We start from the raw sequence: 21,055 nt of genomic DNA, 5'->3' as shown, positions 1-21,055 counted from the left end.
TCCCGTCCGGATCCTCGTCCCCCTCCGGCCGTCCGATTCTGCCATGGCCCCGCAAGGGGGTCAGCGTGCTCGACGCCACGGTCCGGCCATCGCGCCGGCGAGGGCGGTGACGGACAGGGCGATCATGGTCGTCCGCAGCGCGTCGGCGGAGTTCTGCGCTCCGGAGCCGTCCGCTGCGGCGAGGAACAGGGTCCCGAACGCGGCGACCCCGATGAGCTGGCCGAGCTGGGTGACGGTGGCGAGCAGCCCGCTCGCGTCGGCCGCGTCCTCCGGCCGTACGGTGGCCAACGCGCCGGTGAGGGCGGGGCTGAAGGCCAGCGAGATCCCGGCGCCGAGCGCCCCGAGGGCCGGATAGAGCCCCCAGCCGCCCGTACCGCCGTCCGCGAGCAGACCGCCGACGCCGAGGGCTCCCGCGGCGGCGAGCAGGAACCCGCCCGGGATCAGTGCGCGGTGGAGCCGGGCCGGCCGGCGCCGCCAGGTCAGTCCGACGATGCCGAAGACGACGGCGGCGGGACCGAAGGTGAGCCCGGCGCGCAGTGCGCTGTGCCCGAGCCCGCCCTGCAGATGCAGGGTGAGGGTGAACAGGAAGCCGGCGTTGACTCCCATCGACACCGCGATCCAGAGGACCGCCCGCCCCATGCCCGGGATCCGCAGCACGCGCGGGGCGACGAGCGGGGCACCGCCGCGCCGGGCCAGCCGCGACTCGTACGCCCCGAAGAGGGCGAGGAGCACGAGGGAGCCGCCGAGCGACAGCCAGGACCACAGGGGCCAGTCCTGCTCCTGGCCGAGGACCAGGGGGACGGTCAGCAGGGACACGGCGCCGGCGAGCAGGACGAGGCCGGGCAGATCGAGGGCACGCGCCCGCGTGGCCCCGGTCCGGGCATCACGCGCCCGCGTGGCCCCGGTCCGGGCGTCGCGGGGCAGGACCCGGGCGCCGAGCACGAGCAGGGCGATGCCGATCGGGACGTTGACGAGGAAGACGGGCCGCCAGCCGGTGCCGAAGAGGTCGGCGCTCACCAGGATCCCGCCGACGACCTGTCCGGCGGCGGCGCCGGTGGCCAGGACCGCGGAGTAGGCGCTGAGCGCCTTCGTGCGGCGCTCGCCGGTGAACTCGCGCTGGATGAGGCTCAGGATCTGAGGGATCATCAGGGCGGCGCCCGCGCCCTGCGCGAGCCGGAAGGCGATCAACTGGCCTGTTCCGGCCGCGAGTCCGCAGGCGAGGGAGGCCGCGGTGAAGAGGGCGAGTCCGCCGAGGTACATCCGGCGGTGCCCGACGAGGGCGCCCAGCCGGGCACCGGTGATCAGCAACACCGCGTAGGCGATGGTGTATCCGGCGACGACGAGCTGGAGCGCGGCTCCGGACGCGGAGAGCTCGACACGGATCGTGGGCGCGGCGACGTTGACGATGAAGACGTCGAGCAGCGCCATGAACTGGGCGGCGAGGACCACGCCGAGCAACAGTCCGGGGCGGTTGTCGGTGCCACCGTCTTTACTGAGTACGGGACGTGTCGTGGTCGAGGTCATACGCCGAGCGTGACCTCGATCGGATACGGGTAACGAGAGCCCGCCGATGCTGGTACTGGCACCACCTGGCAGCGGCGGCACGGGGACTCGACCATGGGGGTGTGACGATCGTGGCAGCAGTACCGACACAGCGGCGCCGACGACCGGAGCTGGCCGCGTTCCTGCGCAGCCGCAGGGCCAGGGTGACACCGGAGGACGTGGGGATGCCCCCGGGACTCCGCCGCCGCACGCCGGGGCTGCGCCGCGAGGAGGTCGCGCAGCTCTCCGGCGTCGGCGTCACCTGGTACACGTGGCTGGAGCAGGGGCGCCCGATCAACGCCTCGGCGCAGGTGCTCGACGCGGTGGCCAGGACGCTCCGGCTCGACCGGCCCGAGCGCGAGCACCTCTACCACCTGGCCGAGGTGCCGTACGCGCCGGAGCGGTCGGGCTCGGACGTGGCGGTGGTGAGCCCGGAGATCCAGGGCATCCTGGATGCCCTGGACCCGCACCCGGCGGTGCTCTACAACGCGCGGTACGACGTGCTCGCGACCAACGCCATGTACGAGCTGCTCTTCTTCCAGGAGCGCAGGGGCGGCCAGGACACCGGCCCGTTCGGCATACGCAACGTGCTGTGGGCGCTGTTCAGCGACACCGGGCCCACCTGCCCGGTGGTCGACCGGAAGCGGGAGCTGCCGCTGATGGTGGCCCAGCTGCGCGGCGCGTACGGCCGCCATGTCGGCGAGCCGGCCTGGGAGGAGTTCGTACGGGCACTGGCGGAGGCCAGCTCGGAGTTCGCCCGGCTGTGGCGCAGCGGCGACGTGGTCCCGCCGGGGACGCGGGTGAAGACCTTCCGGCACGCGCGGACCGGCGAGATCCGGCTGACCTCGGTCTCCCTCTCGGTCAACGGGATGCCGGAGTGCCGGATCGTGGCCTACACGCCGAACGACGAGGAGAGCCGCCACGCGCTCGCGTCCCTGCGGGAGATGACAGGGCGACGGACCCCGTAGAGCGGGCCGACGCCGCCGTCGGGGCGGACGGACCGCATGGACCGGACGGCCCGGGAACGACGGCCCGGGAACGACGAATCCCGCCCCCTGCTGGGGACGGGATCCGGTGATTGTGGAGCTAAGGAGAATTGAACTCCTGACCTCCTGCATGCCATGCAGGCGCTCTACCAACTGAGCTATAGCCCCTCGTGTTCTTCGCGCTCTGCGCTGCGAACAAGAAGAACTTTAGCCTGTGACCTGCCGGAAAGTGAAATCCGGGTCCGGCAGGCCGGTCGTGGGGCTCAGTCGTCGTCGCCGAGGACCGGCTCGGGCAGCGTGCCCGCGTTGTGCTCCATCAGACGCCAGCCGCGCGCGCCCTCGCCGAGGACCGACCAGCAGCAGTTCGAGAGGCCGCCCAGGCTCTCCCAGTGCTGGGACTCCAGCCCGAGGAGCCGGCCGATCGTGGTGCGGATCGTGCCGCCGTGGCTGACCACGACGAGCGTGCCGCCGTCCTCCGGAAGCTTGTCGGCGTGCTCCAGGACCACCGGGGCGGCCCGGTCGGCCACCTCGGTCTCCAGTTCGCCGCCGCCCCGGCGCACGGGCTCGCCGCGCTTCCACGCGGAGTACTGCTCGCCGTACCGCGCGACGATCTCGTCGTGGGTCAGCCCCTGCCACTCCCCCGCGTACGTCTCGCGCAGCGCGGAGTCGTGGTCGACGGTGTGGCCGGTGAGCGAGGCGAGCTCGGCGGCGGTGGCCGCCGCCCGCTTCAGGTCGGAGGCCACGATGGCGTCCGGCTTCAGCGCGGCGAGCAGCCTGGCGGCCCGGCGCGCCTGGGCGACGCCGGCCTCCGTCAGCTCGATGTCGGTCGAGCCCTGGAAGCGGCGCTCCAGGTTCCAGGAGGTCTGGCCGTGGCGCCAGAGGACGATGCGGCGGCCAGTGCCGCCCTTGGTGGTGCTCAGCTCAGCTCACCGTCGGGTCCGTCGGGCAGCCCGGCGGCGTGCTCGGAGAGGTCGACGCCGGTCAGGGCGGCGTGCTCGGCACCCTTGCCGCGGGTGTTCGCCGCGTCCTCGGGGAGCTCGAGCTCGGGGCAGTCCTTCCACAGGCGCTCGAGCGCGTAGAAGACGCGCTCCTCGCTGTGCTGGACGTGGACGACGATGTCGACGTAGTCCAGGAGGATCCAGCGCGCGTCGCGGTCGCCCTCACGGCGGACCGGCTTGGCGCCGAGGTCCTTGTTGAGGCGCTCCTCGATCTCGTCGACGATCGACTTGACCTGGCGGTCGTTGGGCGCGGAGGCGAGCAGGAAGGCGTCGGTGATCGACAGCACATCGCTGACGTCGTACGCGATGATGTCGTGCGCGAGCCGGTCGGCGGCCGCCTGAGCGGCGGCGTTGACGAGCTCGATGGAACGATCCGTGGCGGTCACAAGCAGGCTTTCGTCGGCGGTCCAGTACCCCTCCAGGGTCTCACGGACCGCCGACGGCCCCGCCAACGTTTTACGGAGCGCCGCTACGGGGCCTCCGGCGCCTTGTAGTCCTGGCCCAGGATCACGGTCACCGCGGCCGCTCCCGAGGTCTTGCCCTTGGTGACCGAGCCGGCCGGCAGGCCCAGCGTCTTGGCCACCTCGGCAGCCGTCGCCTTCTGGAGGTCGTCACCGTAGACGACCTGCGACTTCTCCTGGGTGTCCGCGTCACCGCCGCCCACGAAGGTGTAGCCGCCGTTGATCAGGACGATCCTGGCCGCCTCGGTCGCCTTCTTGCCCGAGCCGTCCCGCACCGAGACCCGGGGCACGTCGCCCGCCTCGGGGGCGGTGACCTTTCCGCCCAGGATGTCCTTCACCACACTGTCGCTCGCACCCTCGGTCAGCGTGCCGTCCTGGGCCACCGGGAGCAGGGCCGTCTTGTAGTCGCCGACCTTGGCGTGCTCGGCGAGCTTGGCCAGGGCGGCGCCCAGGTCCTTCTCGGAGAGCGAGGGGTCGAAGATCTGGGTGAGGCTCTCGACGGTCACCGTGGCGGACTCGGGACTGTCGGAGATCTTGCGGAGCACGGCGTACATGACCTGGCCGAAGCGCTGGAGCTGCTTGGTCTCGGCCTCGCCGGGAGCCCGGTAGGTCGCGTAGGCGACGGCGGCGCGGCCGTTCAGGGACTGCTTCTCGCCCTTCCTGACCAGCGGCTCCGCGCCCTTCTTCGCATCGGGCACGTCGGTGTCGGTGTCCGTCTCGATCCCGCTGACGAGGTCGACGAGGGTGTCCAGGTACGGCGTGTCCAGGCGCCAGGTGCCGGTGATCGGGGCGCCGAGGAGGTTGCCGATCGCCTCGCGGGTCCCGCCGGACCCGTCGTCCTCGACCGACTTGCCGAGCGTGGTCGCGGCGCCCTCGCCGTCGGCGACGACGACGGAGTTGGGGATCAGGACCGAGGTGCCCTGGCGGGTGGTGGCGTTGTTGACGAGCAGGACGGTGGAGGTGCCGCCCCCCGTGGTGTTGTGGAGGTGGACGACGATCGTGTCGCGCTTCTGCGGACCGGTCGCGGTGCTCCCCTTCTGCTGCTCCTCGGACGCCCCGGGGAGCATCCCGGCGGACCAGAGGTAGCCGACGCCGCCCACGGCGGCGAGGACGAGCACGACGACGAGGGCGATGATCCGGTTGCGGCCCCGGCGCCTGGCCTCCTCGCGCCGCTCGGAACGGCTCTCGGTGAACTTCAGCCAGTCGATGACGTCCTCGGAGTCCTCGTCCGGCTCCTCGATGAACGAGAACTGCTCGGTCCGGTACTCGCGGTCGTCGTCGGGGGCGGGCCGGGGCGGCGCGGAGCGCTCCGAGGCGGGGCGCTGCCCGGGGACCCCCGCGGGCGCCGCGACGGGCGCGGCGGGCGCCACGGGGGGTGCGGCCTGGGCAGCCGGGGGTGCGACCGGGGCGGCGGGCGCGGCGGTCTCGGGCTGGGCGGCCCACTGCTGCCCCGTCGCGTCGTAGGACGGGTAGCTGTAGCCCTGCTGTCCGTACGGGTCGTACTGCGGCTCGTGGGACGGCTGGGACTGCTGGGATTGCTGGGGCTGCCCCTGGTACGCCGAGGGCTGCCCCTGGTAGGCCGAGGGCTGCCCCTGGTACGGCTGCTGCGGTTCCTGGTACGGCTGCTGGGCGTACGGGTCGTATCCGTATCCCTGCTGCGGCTGCTGGTACACCGGCTGCCCGTACTCGTCGTAGCCGATGATCTGCGGCTGCGGATAGTACGGGTCGTACGGCTGCTGCTGGTCGTTCACCGGTGGCCCTCCCCGAAGCTCACTCGCCGCGGTACAGCTGGCGCTTGTCGATGTAGCGCACCACGCCGTCCGGGACCAGGTACCAGACGGGATCGCCCTGTGCGACCCTCGCCCGGCAGTCGGTGGAGGAGATGGCGAGCGCGGGCACCTCGACCAGCGAGACGCCGCCCTTGGGCAGTCCGTCGTCGGTGAGGTCGTGGCCCGGCCGGGTGACGCCGATGAAGTGCGCGAGCGAGAAGAGTTCCTCGGCGTCGCGCCAGGTGAGGATCTGCGACAGCGCGTCGGCCCCGGTGATGAAGAAGAGGTCCGCGTCGCTGTTGAGGGAGCGCAGGTCCCGCAGGGTGTCGATGGTGTAGGTCGCGCCGCCGCGGTCGATGTCGATGCGGCTGACCGAGAACTGCGGGTTGGAGGCCGTCGCGATGACCGTCATCAGATAGCGGTCCTCGGCCGCCGAGACGGCCCGCTCGCTCTTCTGCCACGGCTGCCCGGTCGGCACGAACACGACCTCGTCCAGGTGGAACAGGGCGGCGACCTCACTGGCCGCCACCAGGTGTCCGTGGTGGATCGGGTCGAACGTTCCGCCCATCACGCCGAGTCGGCGCTTCCCGCGCCCGCCAGTAGGCATTTCCTGCTCTCCCATGCGTGCAGAGCCTACTGGCACGGCAGCGGACGCCTGATCAGGGTCGCCGGTTCAGCGGTCGCGGTTGAAGCGCGTGGTGATCCACAGCAGCAGAAGCAGGGCACCGAAGGCGCCGAAGCCGGTGAGGTAGGGGCTGAGGCTGTCGTGGTTGCCGCCGTGCTCGGCGCCCTCGGCGAGAGTGACCAGGTTGGCGGCGGTGCTGTGGAGGCTCATCTTCGGCAGACCTATCGATCGGGGATGGGAGCGGAGACTTCGCGCACATCGTATGCGGGCGGTCCGGAAGGGCTCACGCCGACTCAGGCACTCGCGTCACGGTCTGTGTTGCCGTCCGGGCCGTCTCCGGCTCCGCGGGCGGCGCCGTCGCCGGTGCCGGCGTCGCCCGAGTCGTCGGTGCGGTAGCCGCGCAGCAGGAACCAGGCGAGCAGCGCGCCGCCCACGATCGAGACCAGCAGCACGATACGGAGCGTGTCGCCCGGCCCCTCCTGCGCGGCGGCCGCGAGCAGGGCGGCGGCGGTGTCGACGGTGTCCGGCATGTCGGTTGTGCTCCTCGGTCGTCCTCGGTGCCCGAGTTATCCACAGGCCCCGGCACACGGTAGCGCCAGCACCTAGGCTGGGGTGCGTCAGGGGGACGAGCACCGACTCGTACGAACAGGGGGCATCCATGACCGAGAACGACCAGGGGAACGTGCCGAGCAGGCAGCGGAAGCGGTTCCCCGGCATCTCCTCGCGGGCCTACGAACATCCGGCCGACCGCTCGGCGCTGGTGGCGCTGCGCAAGCTCAGCGGCTTCGACACGGTCTTCAAAGCACTCAGCGGACTGCTGCCGGAGCGCAGTCTGCGCCTGCTCTTCCTCTCGGACTCCGTCCGGGTGAGCGACGCGCAGTTCGCCCATCTCAACGACATGCTGCGGGACGCCTGTTACATCCTGGACCTGGAGAAGGTCCCGCCGATGTACGTGACGCAGGACCCGAAGCCCAACGCGATGTGCATCGGCCTGGACGAGCCGATCATCGTCGTCACGACCGGCCTCGTCGAGCTCCTCGACGAGGAGGAGATGCGTGCGGTCGTCGGCCACGAGGTGGGCCACGCGCTCTCCGGGCACTCCGTGTACCGCACGGTGCTGCTCTTCCTCACCGGCCTGGCCCTCAAGATCGCCTGGATCCCGCTGGGGAACGTCGCGATCATGGCCATCGTCACGGCGCTGCGCGAGTGGTTCCGCAAGTCGGAGCTCTCCGCCGACCGGGCCGGGCTGCTCGTCGGCCAGGACGTGCAGGCCTCGATGCGCGGCCTGATGAAGATCGCCGGCGGCAACCACCTCCACGAGATGAACGTGGACGCGTTCCTCGCCCAGGCCGACGAGTACGAGAAGGCCGGGGACCTGCGGGACTCCGTCCTCAAGATCCTCAACGTGCTGCCGCGGACGCACCCCTTCACCACCGTCCGGGCGGCGGAGCTGAAGAAGTGGTCGGAGAGCCGCGACTTCCAGCGGATCATGGACGGCCATTACCCGAAGCGCTCGGAGGACAAGGACACCTCGGTCACGGACTCCTTCCGCGAGTCGGCGGGACACTACGCCGACACCGTGCGGACCAGCAAGGATCCGCTGATGAAGCTGGTCGGTGACATAGCCGGCGGCGCCGGTGACCTGGCGGGCGACCTCGGCGGGAAGCTGCGCAACGCCTTCGGCGGCGCCCAGGGCCCGAAGAAGTCGGACGCGGCGGGGACCGACGGAGCCGCCGGGGACGGCGAGAGCGGCCCGGAGGGCGCCACCGGGGACGCCCGGTAGCGAGTCGTAGCGCAGACGCCGGGGCCCTCAGAGCGAGGGCTGGGCGTCCGGCGACAGTGCTCCGCACAGCGAGGGGGCGGCGGGCCGGCCCGTGGCGTACGGGTCGGTGACCGGCGGACCGCCGCCCGCCTGGGGGGCCCTCGCTCCGGCCAGGAGCGGCTTCAGGGAGCCGGTGGTGTCCGCGCCGCACGCCTGCGGGCCCGCCTCGGCGGTGCTGGTCACCAGCTCGGCCCGGTGCATGCGCAGGTCCTCGGGGTCGAAGCGGAAGTGGACCTCGCGGTGCACGGTGAAGAGCGAGGCCTGACCGACCGGTCCCGCGCCCTGGGCCGCCGGGCGGAGGGCGTAGGTGTACGTGTGGTCCGCGGTGACGTCCAGGGTGTCGGGCCCGGTCTCCTCGAAGCGCAGGGTGCCCTGGACGCGGGTCGAGGGGTCCGCGAGGACCGCCTGGCGCGGGTCGAAGCGGACCAGCCAGGCGGCGAGGGCGTGCCGGCCGTCGTCGGCCGGTGCCTCGACGGTCCGGTCGAACTGTTCCAGCTGGTCGGGGTCGAGCAGCAGGCGGACGGGTCGCACGGTGACGCCGGACAGGACGTCGGGTTCCAGGGACGAGGCCACCAGGTAGTCCTTGGCGATGCTGAGGGCGGTGACGACCTGGCTCTCGGCGAAGTGGGTGGTGCGCCCCGCGACGGGGAGGTTGATGCCGGCGGCTCCCGTGCGGTACTCGGCGACCGGGCTGTGGTCGAAGAGCCGGTCGGGCTGTCCGCCGACGACGGGTCCCTGCGGGGCGAGCGGGACCACGGTGGTCCGCAGCGGCTCGGCCCGGAGGTCGGCGGGCGGCTGGTAGGGGTTGCGGACGCCCAGATAGATGGCCGTACCGAAGGCGAGGAGGATCAGCAGGACCAGCATGAGGGCCTGGCGGGAGCCGCTCCGGCCCTCCCAGGACGACGGGCGGCTGCGGACGGCCTCGGTGTGCTCGCCCATCCGTTCCCGGGCCGAGAACTCCTGGAGGTGGGCAGCGCGGACGAACGCCTCGTCGAAGACGACGGACCTGTACTCGTCCTCACCACCGGGGAGACCCTCGGGTGTCCCCTCAGGCGGGTCGCCACGCCCTGCCATACCTTCAGGGTAGGTCTGCGGGGGCTTCGGTAAACGCCCAGGTACACGACAAGTTCGGAAGAATTCCGCCGTCAGGGTGTGTGCGCGGCGCCGCGGAGCAGCGCGGCTCGGCCACCCGGGGGACACGGAGAACCCGGGACGGCAGCGGACCGCCACACGGGGTACGCGGAGCGTGCCCCAGGGGATGGGGAGCAGGCCCCAGGGGGATGCGGAGCGGGCCTGCCGGCGGCTGAGGGGCGAACCCGCCGACGCGAGCCGGAGCACGCCTGCCCGTGCGCGGGGAGCGGGCCTGCCCGGGCGCGGGGAGCGGGGCTATTTGGGGGACGGAGAGCTTGCCGCGGGCGCGTAGGCGGCGGGTGGGGCCGGGTTCGGGTTGGGCGTGTCGACGCCGGTCGTGGCCGGCGGCGGGACCTGGTCCTGGCGGTTGGCGGCCGCGCCCCGGTAGACGGCGCTGAACGCCAGGGCGACCATGCCGATCCCCATCACGAGGGCGAGGAGCCAGGCGACGGGCCGGTGCCAGCGGGCGCTGCCCCGGTAGGGGCGCAGGGCGCCGCCGTGCCGGCCGTAGGGGCTGGCGTCGTCCCCGACGTCGTCCGGCTCGTAGGTGAGGCCGGAGGAGTCGTGGAAGTCCTCGTAGAGGTCGTCGTCGCCGGATCCGCCACCGGCGCGGGCGCGGGCCGACTCGGCCTCCGCGCGGGCCTGGGCGGCGGCGAGGAGCCGCTCGACGGCGGTGGGCTCGTGAACGGTCGCGGCCCGTACGAAGTCCTCGTCGAACACCACGTCGGCGTAGACCTCGTCGGCGCCTCCGCGGTCGACAGAGTCCTCAGGGTCCCCGCCGTCCTGGAACGGCATGCCCCCCACGTCGTCCGGCACGGGTTCAGAGTAGACCCGCGAGGTGGTTTTGGGCAGGGAGAAGGCGAAGCCTCCCTGCCCGTACCGCCCCGTACCGAAAGGAGTGGTTACCGCACGTGACCGTCGCCGGTGACGATGTACTTGGTCGAGGTGAGCTCCGGAAGGCCCATGGGGCCCCTGGCGTGCAGCTTCTGGGTGGAGATGCCGATCTCCGCGCCGAAGCCGAACTGTCCGCCGTCCGTGAACCGGGTGGAGGCGTTCACGGCGACCGTGGTGGAGTCGACCAGCTGGGTGAAACGGCGCGCCGCGGCCTGCGAGGTGGTGACGATCGCCTCGGTGTGGCCGGAGGACCAGGTCCGGATGTGCTCGACGGCCCGGTCGAGGGAGTCGACGACGGCGGCGGCGATGTCGTACGAGAGGTACTCGGTCTCCCAGTCCTCCGGCGTGGCCGGTACGACGGTGGCCTTGGAGCCCTCGGCGAAGGCGATCACCCGCTCGTCGGCGTGGACGGTGACGCCGGCCTCGGCGAGCGCGTCGAGGGCCCTGGGCAGGAAGGCGGCGGCGACGTCCTGGTGGACGAGGAGGGTCTCGGCGGCGTTGCAGACGCTGACCCGGTGGGCCTTGGAGTTGATCAGGATCTCGACGGCCATGTCGAGGTCGGTCTGGGCGTCCACGTAGACGTGGCAGTTGCCGGTGCCGGTCTCGATGACGGGCACGGTGGACTCCTCGACGACCGTCCGGATCAGGGAGGCTCCGCCGCGCGGGATGAGGACGTCGACGAGGCCGCGGGCGCGCATCAGCTCGCGGACCGACTCGCGGGACTCGCCGGGGACGAGCTGGATCGCGTCCGCGGGCAGTCCCGCGCCGCCGACGGCGTCGCGCAGGACCTTCACCAGGGCGCTGTTGGAGGCGTAGGCGGAGGACGAGCCGCGGAGCAGGACGGCGTTGCCGGACTTGAGGCAGAGGGCGGCGGCGTCGACGGTGACGTTGGGGCGGGCCTCGTAGATGATGCCGACGACGCCGAGCGGGACGCGGACCTGGCGCAGGTCGATGCCGTTGGGGAGGGTGGAGCCGCGGACGACCTCGCCGACGGGGTCGGGCAGCGTGGCGACGTCGCGGACGTCGGCGGCGATGGCCCGGACGCGCTCGGGGGTGAGGGTGAGCCGGTCGATGATCGCCTCGCTGGTCCCGGCTTCGCGGGCCTTGGCGATGTCCTCGGCGTTGGCCTCGACGATCTCGGCGGTGCGCACTTCGAGGGCGTCCGCGATCGCCAGCAGGGCGTCGTCCTTCGTCGCACGCGGGAGTGGCGCGATTTCGGCGGCGGCTCCCCGGGCTCGGTAGGCGGCCCGGGCGACCGGGGACAGGTTGTCGAGGGGCGTGAGCGAGGTCATGCCCGCAGGGTACTGGCACCCCTGCGGACATCCCTCACGTATCCCGCACTCCGAGACGTGCCCCGGTGGTTCCGAGACGCCGCACGGGGAGGCGTCCTGAACACGCCCCCGCTCAGTACGGGTGGACGCCGACCGGGGCGGCCGGCGGCGGGCCGTAGCCCTCCGCGATCCGCTGGTGGTAGGTCTCGCGGTCGATGACCTCGAGGCCGACGATCTCCCACGGCGGCAGCTTGGCGGTCTGCCGGTGCTCGCCCCACAGGCGCAGGGCGACGGCCGCGGCGTCGTGCAGGTCGCGGGCCTCCTCCCAGTACCGGATCTCGGCGTGGTCGTTGGCATACCTGCTGGTCAGCAGGAAGGGGTGGTCGTGGGCCAGCTGTTCGAGCCCGCGGCGCACCTCCTTGAGCGGTGACTCGACACCCGACACGCTGAGCGTGATGTGCCAGAGTTTGGACACGGGCTGTTCCCTGGCGCGTACCTCACGTGCCTCGCGAACCTCGCGTGTCTCGGTGGTGGTCTCGGTCTTGGTGTCCGTGGACCTGTCCCGTGCCTCGTCGAAGTCGGCTCCGGCCTCGACACTGGTCAGGGCGCGTTCGGCAGTCCCTCGGGGCGGTGCCCCTGGGCGCGCTCGTCTCACCGGCGGCCTCCTGTGTGATGCGTGTGGTGCTGTACCCCGCCCCTGCTCTCTTACCCCCGAGACAAAGTTGACCAGCCCGAGGCTGCACTTGGGGCGGTTTTGGTAAACGTCCCTTCCGGATGGCCGCACTTTCAGCCGTTTCGGGAGGGGCGCGAGGGTCAGCGGATGACGACCAGGTCGTCGCGGTGGACGACCTCGCGCTCGTACTCGGGGCCGAGCTCCTTGGCGAGCTCGGGGGTGGAGCGCCCGAGCATCCGGGGCATCTCCTTGGCGTCGAAGTTGACGAGACCGCGGGCGACGGCGCGGCCGGCTGTGTCGCGCAGTTCGACCGGGTCGCCCGCCACGAAGTCGCCCTCGACGCCGGCGACACCGGCCGCGAGCAGGGACTTCTTGCCCTCGACGACGGCGCGTACGGCTCCGTCGTCCAGGGTGAGGGAGCCCTGGGGGGTGGAGGCGTGCGCCAGCCACAGGAGCCGGTCGGCGGAGCGGCGCCCGGTGCGGTGGAAGTACGTGCCGGTGTCGCGTCCGGCGAGGGCGTCGGCGGCGCGGCTCGCGGAGGTGAGGACCACGGGGATGCCCGCGGCGGCGGCGATCCGGGCGGCCTCGACCTTGGTGACCATGCCTCCGGTGCCGACGCCCGCCTTTCCGGCGGAGCCGATCTCCACATGGGCGATGTCGTCGGGGCCGGCGACCTGGGCGATCCTCGACGTGCCGGGCTTGGACGGGTCGCCGTCGTAGAGGCCGTCGACGTCGGAGAGCAGGACGAGCAGGTCGGCGCGGACGAGATGGGCGACGAGGGCGGCGAGCCGGTCGTTGTCGCCGAAGCGGATCTCGTCGGTGGCGACGGTGTCGTTCTCGTTGACGACGGGCAGCGCGCCCATCGCGAGGAGCTGGTCGAGGGTCCGGTAGGCGTTGCGGTAGTGCGCGCGCCGGCTGGTGTCGTCGGTGGTGAGGAGGACCTGTCCGACGCGCACGCCGTAGCGGGCGAAGGAGGCGGTGTACCGGGCGACGAGGAGGCCCTGGCCGACGCTGGCGGCGGCCTGCTGTCGGGCGAGGTCCTTGGGGCGGCGGGTGAGGCCGAGCGGTGCGAGTCCCGCGGCGATCGCACCGGAGGAGACCAGGACGATCTCCTTCTCGCCACCGCTGCGGACCTTGGCGAGCACGTCGACGAGGGCGTCGACGCGGTCGGCGTCGAGGCCTCCGGAGGCGGTGGTGAGGGAGGAGGAGCCGACCTTGATGACGATCCTGCGGGCCTCCGTCACATAGCGCCTCGCGTCGTCCGTCTCTCCGGTCATCTGCGCCGTCACCTCTGCCGCCACCTGCGTCGTCCTCACTCGGCTGTCCCGCGCGCCGTGTGTTCCCCGCCGCGACTGCCAGGCAATCTACGCGAGCCGGGAGGGCTGCCGCTCGTCCGTTTCGCTCCCTGGACCGGAGTCACCGGTGTCCTGTCCGCCGTTCCGGGGCACGAGGATCCGCTGGGAGATCAGGTAGGTGAAGGGGATGGCGACGACGGCCGCGACGAGTGGCGCGATCCTGTCGTCCATTCCGGCCCAGGTGACGAGCGCGTACAGACCGACGCTCTGCACCAGGTAGTTGGTGACGTTGGTGAGCGGGAAGAGGGCGAACTTCTTCCAGGTCGGCCGGGTGCGGTAGGTGAAGTAGGTGTTGAGGAAGAAGGAGCCGATCATGCTGAGGACGAAGGCGAGGGAGTACGCGGCGAAGTACGGCATCCACGGGTGGAGCAGCAGGTAACAGCCGAAGAAGGTACCGGTGTTGACGCCGCCGACGAGCGCGAAGCGGAAGATCTCGGCGAGCCGTCCGCGCCCCGTGGCGGGGGACGCGGGGCCCATCAGCGCTCTCCGTCGGTGGCCACGACGCGGATCCGCTCGGCGGCGGCGCGCTCGGAGGCACCGCGGCCGAAGGAGCGGTGGGTCTCCTTGACGAGGAAGTGCGGCCGGCGCTTGGTCTCGTAGTAGATGCGGCCGATGTACTCGCCGATCAGTCCCAGCATCACCATCTGCACGCCTCCGAGTCCCGCGATGATCGCGACCAGGGTGACGTATCCGGGGGCGGTGACGCCCTGGGTGAGGGCGGCGACGACGACCCAGGCCGCGTAGAGGGCGGCGAGGCCGGTCAGCGTCATGCCGAGCCAGAGGGCGATACGCAGCGGGCGGTTGTTGAAGGAGATCAGCCCGTCCATGCCGTAGTTGATCAGGGAGCTGAACTTCCACTTCGTCTCACCGCCCTCGCGTGCGGCGTTCTGGTAGTCGAAGGTGACGGTGTCGAAGCCGATCCAGGAGAAGAGGCCCTTGGAGAAGCGGTTGTACTCGGGCAGCGAGAGCAGCGCGTCGACGGCGGGGCGGGACAGGAGGCGGAAGTCGCCGACGCCGTCGGTGAGTTCCACGTCGACCCAGCGGTTGACCGCCCGGTAGTACATCCGGCTGAGCGCGGAGCGGAGCTTCTTGTCGCCTTCGCGGGTCCGGCGCGCGATGACCTGGTCGTGGCCCTGGTGGTGCAGGTCGAGCATGCGCGCGAGGAGCTCGGGCGGGTGCTGGAGGTCGGCGTCCATGATGACCACGGCGTCGCCGGTGGACTTGCGCAGGCCGGCCAGCATGGCGGCCTCCTTGCCGAAGTTGCGGCTGAAGGAGGCGTACTGGGTGCGGTGCGGGTGCCGGGCGGCGATCTCGCGCAGCTTGCCGAGCGTTCCGTCGGAGCTGCCGTCGTCGACGTAGCAGATCTCGTATCCGACGGGGAGCGTGTCGAGCACCTGGCGCATCCGCGCGTCGAAGCGTTCGACGACGTCCTCCTCGTTGAAGCAGGGGACGACGACGGAAAGCCTGGTCATGAACGGTCACTCCAGAGGGATGGGCAAGAGTACGTCCTGAGGGACCGCCACCGAACTCGCCTTCGAGCAGCGCGGTCACGGTACGAAGCGGCGGTGACCGTCCGGCGTCGCCCGGGTGGCCGCCCCCGGTCGGCATGTCGTCCATGCGGCAAAGCATGCGGGGAAGATTTTGGTATACGTGGCATTTCTTGTCTTTTGTCACCCTAGAGACCGTTGCGCCGATACCTTGGCGACGCCACGGAGGCGGCGCCTTCGTGCCACGGAACTCGGCCCCCTGGAGCAATGCCCCGTGAGTAGAACGACCCTGTCGGACCTCGGTGACGCACGGATGTCGGACGACGGAGAACAGAGCACCGACCCGGCGCGCGGGCTCCGCCAGGTCCTCCCCTGGATCGCGCTGGTCATCGCCGCCGGAGCGGGTGCGCTGCTCTCGGTCGGCGCCTTCCTCGGTCTGTACGTACGCCCCACGTCGGACGACTGGTGCGCCCTGTGGAAGACCCGCGACCTGGGGGTCTTCGGCATCACGTCGGACTTCTACCTGACCCAGAACGGACGCGTCACCAACGCCCTCCTGACCGGGCTGCTCTACTCCGACGGCATGCGGGGGCCGAAGCTGCTGCCCGCCTTCCTCGTCGTCGCGCTCGGCTCGGGCCTCTTCCTCCTCGCCCGCGCGACGCTGCGGGCGCTCCGGCTGCCGTTCCCCGCGGCGGCGGCCGCCGCGGCGGTCCTGGTCCTCGAAGCACTGCTGTTCTTCGCGGGGACCCGCGCGTACCAGGTGCTGCTCTGGGCCCCGGCCACCATCTCCCACACCCTGCCGAGCGTCCTCGGCGTCTGGGCGGTCCTCTCGGCGGTGTGGGCGGCCCGCAGCCGGCGGCGCTGGGCGCGGGGCACCGCCGTCGGCACCGCGGCGCTGCTCGGCACCGCGGCCGGCATGCTGAGCGAGCCCTTCGTCGCCATGTCCGGGCTGGTGGCCGCGGCGGCGGGCGTGCTCTGCCTGCCGCGGTTCGGCCGGACGCGGGACCGGTTCGCGTCGACCTGGTGCGCCGCCTGGTGCCTGGGGCTGGTGATCGGCCTGGTGCTGCTCACCACCTCCCCCGGCGCCCGCTGGCGGCGCGCCCAGCAGCCGAAGGAGCCGCTGACCCTGTCGGGGGCCGGGGAGACGGTCCGCGACTGGTACCGGATCTGGGAGACGATCGGCGGGCAGTGGGCGTACGGGGGCGCGCTCGCCGCCGGGGTGCTCCTCGGCCTGGCGGTGGCCCTCTCGCCCCGCCGCCCGCGGGACGGGGACGTGCGGGCCGACGGCGAGGACGCCGGGGCGGGCCGGTCTTCGGGCGGAAGTTTTCGCGTCGCCGTCCTGGTGCTCCCCCTGCCGCTGATCGTGCTGGGGAGCCTGGTCGCCGCGTACGGACTGCGCAGCGGTTACGGGCCGACCGGCTGGACGTACGCGCGCACGTGGACCAGTTTCGTCGTGCCGTTCCTGCTGGCGCTCTGCGGCTACGGGGCCTGGCTGGGGTACCGCCTCGGGCGCGGGCTCGCGTCCCCGGCGGCGGCCGCGGCCGGGGACGCACCCGGGAGCGGGGCGCCGTCGTCACCCCCCGGTGTCCGCGCCGCCCGGCTCGCGGCCCTGGTCGCCACCGGGGCCGTCGCCGTGGCGAGCACGGTGGCCCTGGTGCCCGAGGTGCGGGCGCTGACCACGCAGACGGTGGCGCGCAGCCTGGCCTGGGACCGGCAGGACGCCAGGATCCGGGCGGAGGTGGCGGCGGGCCGGAGCGAGGTCACGTACCGCCCGCTCCACATCGGTGTGCTCGCGGAGCCGTTCTTCACGAAGGTGTACGAGAAGGACTGGGCCGCCCGGTGTACGGCCGGGTACTACGGCGTGGACCGGATCAACCCATCCTGACCGAACAGCCCTGCGAAGGGTGACATTGCGTAACGGATGGTGAACACCAGGTAGTTTGAGGAGGAGTGGACGAACGACAAGTGAATCGAGGTGCACGTGCCTGACGTCTCCGTGGTCGTCATCGCCTACAACGACGCAGAGCGTCTGCCGACGGCCGTCCGGTCGGTGCTGGAGCAGACCCTGCACGGCGTCGAGGTCGTCATCGTCGACGACTGCAGCAAGGACGACACCTTCACGGTCGCCCAGGCTCTCGCCGCCGAGAACCCGGACCGGGTCCGGGCGTTCCAGCTGCCGGAGAACAGCGGCGGCTGCGGCGCGCCCCGCAACCACGGCATCCGGCACGCCACCGGCACGTACGTCATGTTCCTCGACAGCGACGACGTGCTGGAGCGCAACGCCTGCCGCAACATGCTCGACGCCGCCGAGAGCACCGGCTCCGACCTGGTCTCCGGCCTGTGCGTCCGTGTCCACCTCGACAGCCGGCACAAGAAGACCACCGAGTGGTACCCCTGGCTCTACGCCCGGACCCGGACGATCGAGTCGATCACCGAGCTGGCCGACCTGCTGGTCTTCGACACCCTGTCGACGAACAAGTGCTACCGGCGCGCGTTCCTCCTCGAACAGGGCCTGGAGTTCCCCGTCGGCATCCACTACGAGGACCTGCTCTTCTCGGCCCAGGCCTATGTCGCCGCGCGCCGGATCACCCTGATCCCGAACCACGTCTACTACTGGAACGTGCAGGAGAAGGCCGCCGCGAAGTCGATCAGCAACCGGCGCCACGAGATCGCCAACTTCGTGCACCGGATGGAGATCCACCGCCGGGTGGACGCCCTCCTGGAGAGCCGGGGCTACGACGAGCTGAAGTACCGCAAGGACATCAAGTTCCTCAAGCACGACCTCGTCCTCCACCTGCGCGACCTTCCGCTGCTCGGCGACGACTACCGGCGCGAGTTCGCCCGGCTGGCCAACGGCTACCTGGCCGAGATCGACCCGCGGGCGTACGAGGAGGTGCAGCGCATGCACGCCATCTGCGCCTACCTGCTGAGCAAGGAGGACTGGCCCAACCTCATCCCGGCCACCGACGCCCTCACCAACCCGGGCCGGCTCACCGTCCCGCTCGCCGAGCGGGACGGGCAGGTCTACTGGTGCGCCGAGCACCTGGACACCGAGCAGGGCCGCCAGATCCTGGACGTCACTTCCTCCCACTACGACGCGAAACCGCTGACCTCGCTCGCCCTGGGCAACCGGCTGACCTCGTACTCCAGCAGGGCCGGGGTCGTCAGCCTCGCCGGGCGCGTCGTCAACCCGCTCGGCCGGATCCGCCCCGACATGGAGCTCGGCGCGGTCCTCGAGTTCTCGGCCCGCCGCAGTGTCGGCGGCAGGACCGTCCGCATCCCGGTCGGCACGATCCGGCACGCCGGCGCCTGGATCGAGTGGGAGGGCGAGGCGGACATCGCCCGCGCGGTCCGCCCGCTCGGCATCATCGACGCCGTCTGGGACGTCCGGCTGATCCTCACGGTCGACGGCCAGGACCTGCGGACCCGGGTGTCCGTCGGCGGCACCCCCGTCGACCAGGCCGGCAGCCTGCGGATCCGCCCGCGGCTGACGACGCTGGTGTCCGACCGGTTCGTGCCCCAGGTCACCCGGAAGGGCAACCTGTCCTACGTGCTCGCCGCCGAGGGCAGGGCCGCCGTGCACACCACGGCGATGATCGAGGGCGCCATGCACGGACGCGCCGCCCGGCTGGCGAAGACGAGCCTGCGCCGCCTGCTCAGGGCCAAGAAGGACCTGAACTCGGGCGAGACCAAGCTGCGGGTCTACCACGAGGTCTACAGCCGGCTGCCGATCCGCAAGGGCCTGGTGGTCTTCGAGAGCCACCTCGGCAAGCAGTACAGCGACAGCCCCCGGGCCGTCTACGAGGAGATGCGCCGGCAGGGCGTCGCCTTCGGGGCCGTCTGGTCGTACGCGGGGGCGAAACCGACCGGCTTCCCCGAGGACGCCACCCTGGTGAGGCGCTGGAGCTGGCCGTATCTGCGGGCGCTGGCCCAGGCCGAGTTCTGGATCGACAACCAGGGCTTCCCGCTGCGGCTCGCCAAGCGCCCGGGGACCACGTACATCCAGACCTGGCACGGCACGGCCCTCAAGCGGATGGGCTTCGACGAGCCCCACACCAAGTCGCGCGGCCTCGCCGCCCAGGCCTCCTTCCAGCAGGCCCTGGACCGCTTCGACCACTTCCTCATCCGCGGCGAGCACGACCGGCGCACCCTCGCACGGGCCTTCCGGCTCCGCGACGAGGTGCTGCTGCCCGTCGGCTACCCCCGCAACGACAGCCTCGTCGAGGCGCGGCGCGAGGAGGCGCGGACGGGCCGCCGGGACCGCGGACCGCTCGCGGCGGAGCTGGGCATCGACCCGGAGAAGAAGATCCTGCTCTACGCGCCGACGTTCCGCGCGGCGCCCGGCGGCAAGGTCCGCGCCTTCGAGGCCCCCTTCGACATCGAGGAGTTCGCCGACCGCTTCGGCGACACCTACACGCTGCTGATCAGGACGCACTACCTGAACAGCGTGTCGCTGCCGCCGTCGGTCCGGGGTCGGGTCGTCGACGTGTCGCGCCTCCACGACGTCACCCCGCTGCTCGCCCTCGCGGACGGGCTGATCACCGACTACTCCTCCGTGATGTTCGACTACGGGCTGCTCGACCGCCCGATGGTCTTCTTCGCGTACGACTACGAGGAGTACGCCAAGGAGAACCGGGGCACCTACTTCGACCTGAAGGAACATGCCCCCGGTCCCGTGGTGGCCACGGAGGACGAGCTCTTCGGGGTGATCGCCAACCTGACGGACGAGGCCGACAGCAAGTACGCGGCGGCCCGCCAGCGGTTCAACGCGGACTTCAGCGAGTACGACCGGGGCGACGCGGCCCGCCGGATCGTCACCACGTTCTTCACCGGGAGCGGGAAGTGACCAACGAGACCCCTGGGACGCCCGCGTCCCCCGTCGGCGACGGCCGTGACATCTTCATCGTCTCCAACAGCGTGGACGAGATGGGCGGGGTGACGACCTGGACGCACCAGATGGCCCGGGCGTTCACCGACCGGGGCCACCGGGTGCACGTCATCGGGATCCGGCCGGCCCCCGAGGGACGCGAGCACGACTTCCCCGAGCCGCTGCCGTACCCCACCACCACGCTGTACGACGCTCACCCGCCGCAGGTCCGCTCGCTGCGCGGCCTCAAGGGCCGGCTCAACGCCGCCGAGCGGCGGCGGCACGCGCTCCGCGCCGCCGGGATGCGGGAGCGGGCCGAGCGGATGACGGCCCTGTTCGCCGCCGCCCGGCCCGGGGCCGTGGTGATCGTCACCCAGGTGTGGGCGATGGAGTGGGTGGCCCTCGCCGATACCAAGGGCCTGGTCGTCATCGGCATGAGCCACGAGTCGTACGCCGCGAGCGCGGCCGCCTCCCGGCTCGCCCGCGTGAAGCGCCACTACCGGGAGGTCGACCGGCTGCTCGTCCTGACCCCCGGGGACGCGGACCGCTGGATCAGGGCCGGCATGGACAACGTCGGCCACATGCCCAACGCCCTGCCCTTCATGCCCGCCGCGCCGGTACCGCGCACCGAGAAGGCGGTCGTCTCCGTCGGCCGCCTCTCGCACGAGAAGGGCGTGGACATACTGCTCGACAGCTGGGCCGAGATCGCCCACCGCCACCCCGACTGGACCCTGCGGATCTACGGGGCCGGGGACGAGGAGGAGTCGCTGCGGCGGCGCACGACCGACCTCGGTCTCGACGGCTCCGTGGAGTGGGCGGGCCGCACCAACGACGTCCTCGGGGCGCTCTCCGGGGCCTCCGTCTTCGCCCAGGCCTCGCGCGCCGAGGGCTTCCCGATCACCCTCCTGGAGGCGATGGCGGCCGGGGTGCCCTGTGCCGCGTTCGACTGCGCGCCGGGTGTGCGCGAGATCATCCGGGACGGCGAGGACGGACTGCTCGCGCGGCTCGGCAACACCGTGGAACTCGGCGGCCGCATCAGCACCCTCATCACCGACAAGGAGCTGCGGGACCGCATGGGCGACGCGGCCTTCGAGAACGTGAAGCGGTACTCCGCCGACCGGATCACGGACCGCTGGGAGGCGCTGTTCGCCTTCCTGGAGCGCTGAGGGGCCGG

19 protein-coding genes and 1 tRNA gene are annotated in these 21,055 nt (G+C 71.9%); 5 read left to right on the top strand and 15 right to left on the bottom strand.

What is annotated here, in order from left to right:
• Positions 1 to 60: 60 nt before the first annotated feature.
• Complete coding sequence (locus AMK27_RS28730; RefSeq protein ID WP_198955951.1) at positions 61 to 1,524, bottom strand: MFS transporter; 1,464 nt, start codon at positions 1,522 to 1,524, stop codon at positions 61 to 63.
• 101 nt (positions 1,525 to 1,625) lie between these two features.
• Between AMK27_RS28730 and AMK27_RS28725 the strand changes: the two genes are divergently transcribed.
• The gene (locus AMK27_RS28725) at positions 1,626 to 2,510 is read left to right on the top strand and encodes a helix-turn-helix transcriptional regulator (protein WP_073914188.1); all 885 of its coding nucleotides are present in this window, start codon (positions 1,626 to 1,628) and stop codon (positions 2,508 to 2,510) included.
• Between the two features lie 113 nt (positions 2,511 to 2,623).
• Here AMK27_RS28725 and AMK27_RS28720 read toward each other — a convergent pair.
• The 7 genes from AMK27_RS28720 to AMK27_RS28695 all read right to left on the bottom strand — a co-directional run bounded on the left by AMK27_RS28720 (position 2,624) and on the right by AMK27_RS28695 (position 6,911).
• Positions 2,624 to 2,696, bottom strand: a tRNA-Ala gene (locus AMK27_RS28720).
• Positions 2,697 to 2,791: 95 nt separating this feature from the next.
• The gene (locus AMK27_RS28715; protein ID WP_073914183.1) at positions 2,792 to 3,448 is read right to left on the bottom strand and encodes a histidine phosphatase family protein; all 657 of its coding nucleotides are present in this window, start codon (positions 3,446 to 3,448) and stop codon (positions 2,792 to 2,794) included.
• Positions 3,445 to 3,912 (bottom strand): ribosome silencing factor, encoded by a 468-nt coding sequence (rsfS, locus tag AMK27_RS28710; RefSeq protein ID WP_073914526.1) that lies wholly within the window; start codon positions 3,910 to 3,912, stop codon positions 3,445 to 3,447. The genes AMK27_RS28715 and rsfS overlap by 4 nt, the downstream gene beginning before the upstream one ends.
• Positions 3,913 to 3,995: 83 nt before the next feature.
• Complete coding sequence (locus AMK27_RS28705; RefSeq protein WP_073914178.1) at positions 3,996 to 5,738, bottom strand: LCP family protein; 1,743 nt, start codon at positions 5,736 to 5,738, stop codon at positions 3,996 to 3,998.
• Between the two features lie 19 nt (positions 5,739 to 5,757).
• Complete coding sequence (nadD, locus tag AMK27_RS28700) at positions 5,758 to 6,378, bottom strand: nicotinate-nucleotide adenylyltransferase (RefSeq protein ID WP_073914175.1); 621 nt, start codon at positions 6,376 to 6,378, stop codon at positions 5,758 to 5,760.
• Positions 6,379 to 6,429: 51 nt separating this feature from the next.
• The gene (locus AMK27_RS43085; protein WP_015033566.1) at positions 6,430 to 6,591 is read right to left on the bottom strand and encodes a hypothetical protein; all 162 of its coding nucleotides are present in this window, start codon (positions 6,589 to 6,591) and stop codon (positions 6,430 to 6,432) included.
• 83 nt (positions 6,592 to 6,674) lie between these two features.
• On the bottom strand, positions 6,675 to 6,911 hold the full coding sequence (locus AMK27_RS28695) for a hypothetical protein (RefSeq protein WP_073914171.1): 237 nt from the start codon (positions 6,909 to 6,911) through the stop codon (positions 6,675 to 6,677).
• A gap of 128 nt (positions 6,912 to 7,039) precedes the next feature.
• On the opposite strand from AMK27_RS28695, the gene AMK27_RS28690 reads away from it, so the two are divergent.
• The gene (locus AMK27_RS28690) at positions 7,040 to 8,164 is read left to right on the top strand and encodes a M48 family metallopeptidase (RefSeq protein ID WP_073914166.1); all 1,125 of its coding nucleotides are present in this window, start codon (positions 7,040 to 7,042) and stop codon (positions 8,162 to 8,164) included.
• Positions 8,165 to 8,191: 27 nt separating this feature from the next.
• Here the strand turns inward: AMK27_RS28690 and AMK27_RS28685 are convergent, their stop codons facing one another.
• From AMK27_RS28685 to AMK27_RS28655, 7 genes are all read right to left on the bottom strand, one after another.
• Positions 8,192 to 9,277 (bottom strand): SCO2583 family membrane protein, encoded by a 1,086-nt coding sequence (locus AMK27_RS28685; protein ID WP_073914162.1) that lies wholly within the window; start codon positions 9,275 to 9,277, stop codon positions 8,192 to 8,194.
• Between the two features lie 312 nt (positions 9,278 to 9,589).
• A complete protein-coding gene (locus tag AMK27_RS28680) occupies positions 9,590 to 10,150 on the bottom strand; it encodes an SCO2584 family spore wall biosynthesis protein (RefSeq protein ID WP_073914158.1) in 561 nt (186 codons plus the stop codon).
• Positions 10,151 to 10,236: 86 nt separating this feature from the next.
• On the bottom strand, positions 10,237 to 11,520 hold the full coding sequence (locus tag AMK27_RS28675; protein WP_073914153.1) for a glutamate-5-semialdehyde dehydrogenase: 1,284 nt from the start codon (positions 11,518 to 11,520) through the stop codon (positions 10,237 to 10,239).
• 112 nt (positions 11,521 to 11,632) lie between these two features.
• Positions 11,633 to 12,154: a hypothetical protein gene (locus tag AMK27_RS28670; protein WP_073914148.1), complete on the bottom strand. Its 522-nt coding sequence runs from the start codon at positions 12,152 to 12,154 to the stop codon at positions 11,633 to 11,635.
• Positions 12,155 to 12,312: 158 nt separating this feature from the next.
• Positions 12,313 to 13,449, bottom strand: coding sequence for a glutamate 5-kinase (gene proB / locus AMK27_RS28665; protein ID WP_073914521.1), 1,137 nt, complete (start codon positions 13,447 to 13,449; stop codon positions 12,313 to 12,315).
• An 87-nt stretch (positions 13,450 to 13,536) separates the two neighbouring features.
• A complete protein-coding gene (locus tag AMK27_RS28660; protein WP_073914143.1) occupies positions 13,537 to 14,004 on the bottom strand; it encodes a GtrA family protein in 468 nt (155 codons plus the stop codon).
• Positions 14,004 to 14,999, bottom strand: coding sequence for a glycosyltransferase family 2 protein (locus AMK27_RS28655; protein WP_073914138.1), 996 nt, complete (start codon positions 14,997 to 14,999; stop codon positions 14,004 to 14,006). Before AMK27_RS28655 ends, AMK27_RS28660 begins: the two co-directional genes overlap by 1 nt.
• Positions 15,000 to 15,288: 289 nt before the next feature.
• Here AMK27_RS28655 and AMK27_RS28650 point away from each other — a divergent pair, with 289 nt between their 5' ends.
• From AMK27_RS28650 to AMK27_RS28640, 3 genes are all read left to right on the top strand, one after another.
• On the top strand, positions 15,289 to 16,899 hold the full coding sequence (locus AMK27_RS28650; RefSeq protein ID WP_073914133.1) for a DUF6056 family protein: 1,611 nt from the start codon (positions 15,289 to 15,291) through the stop codon (positions 16,897 to 16,899).
• 90 nt (positions 16,900 to 16,989) lie between these two features.
• Complete coding sequence (locus tag AMK27_RS28645) at positions 16,990 to 19,860, top strand: bifunctional glycosyltransferase/CDP-glycerol:glycerophosphate glycerophosphotransferase (protein ID WP_073914128.1); 2,871 nt, start codon at positions 16,990 to 16,992, stop codon at positions 19,858 to 19,860.
• A gap of 80 nt (positions 19,861 to 19,940) precedes the next feature.
• Positions 19,941 to 21,047, top strand: a complete 1,107-nt coding sequence (locus tag AMK27_RS28640) for a glycosyltransferase (protein WP_079188628.1) — start codon at positions 19,941 to 19,943, stop codon at positions 21,045 to 21,047.
• Positions 21,048 to 21,055 lie beyond the last annotated feature (8 nt).

This window comes from Streptomyces sp. CB02009, assembly GCF_001905825.1.
In the GTDB taxonomy this organism is placed as follows: Bacteria; Actinomycetota; Actinomycetes; order Streptomycetales; family Streptomycetaceae; genus Streptomyces.
This window is presented reverse-complemented; position numbering and strand designations above follow the sequence as displayed.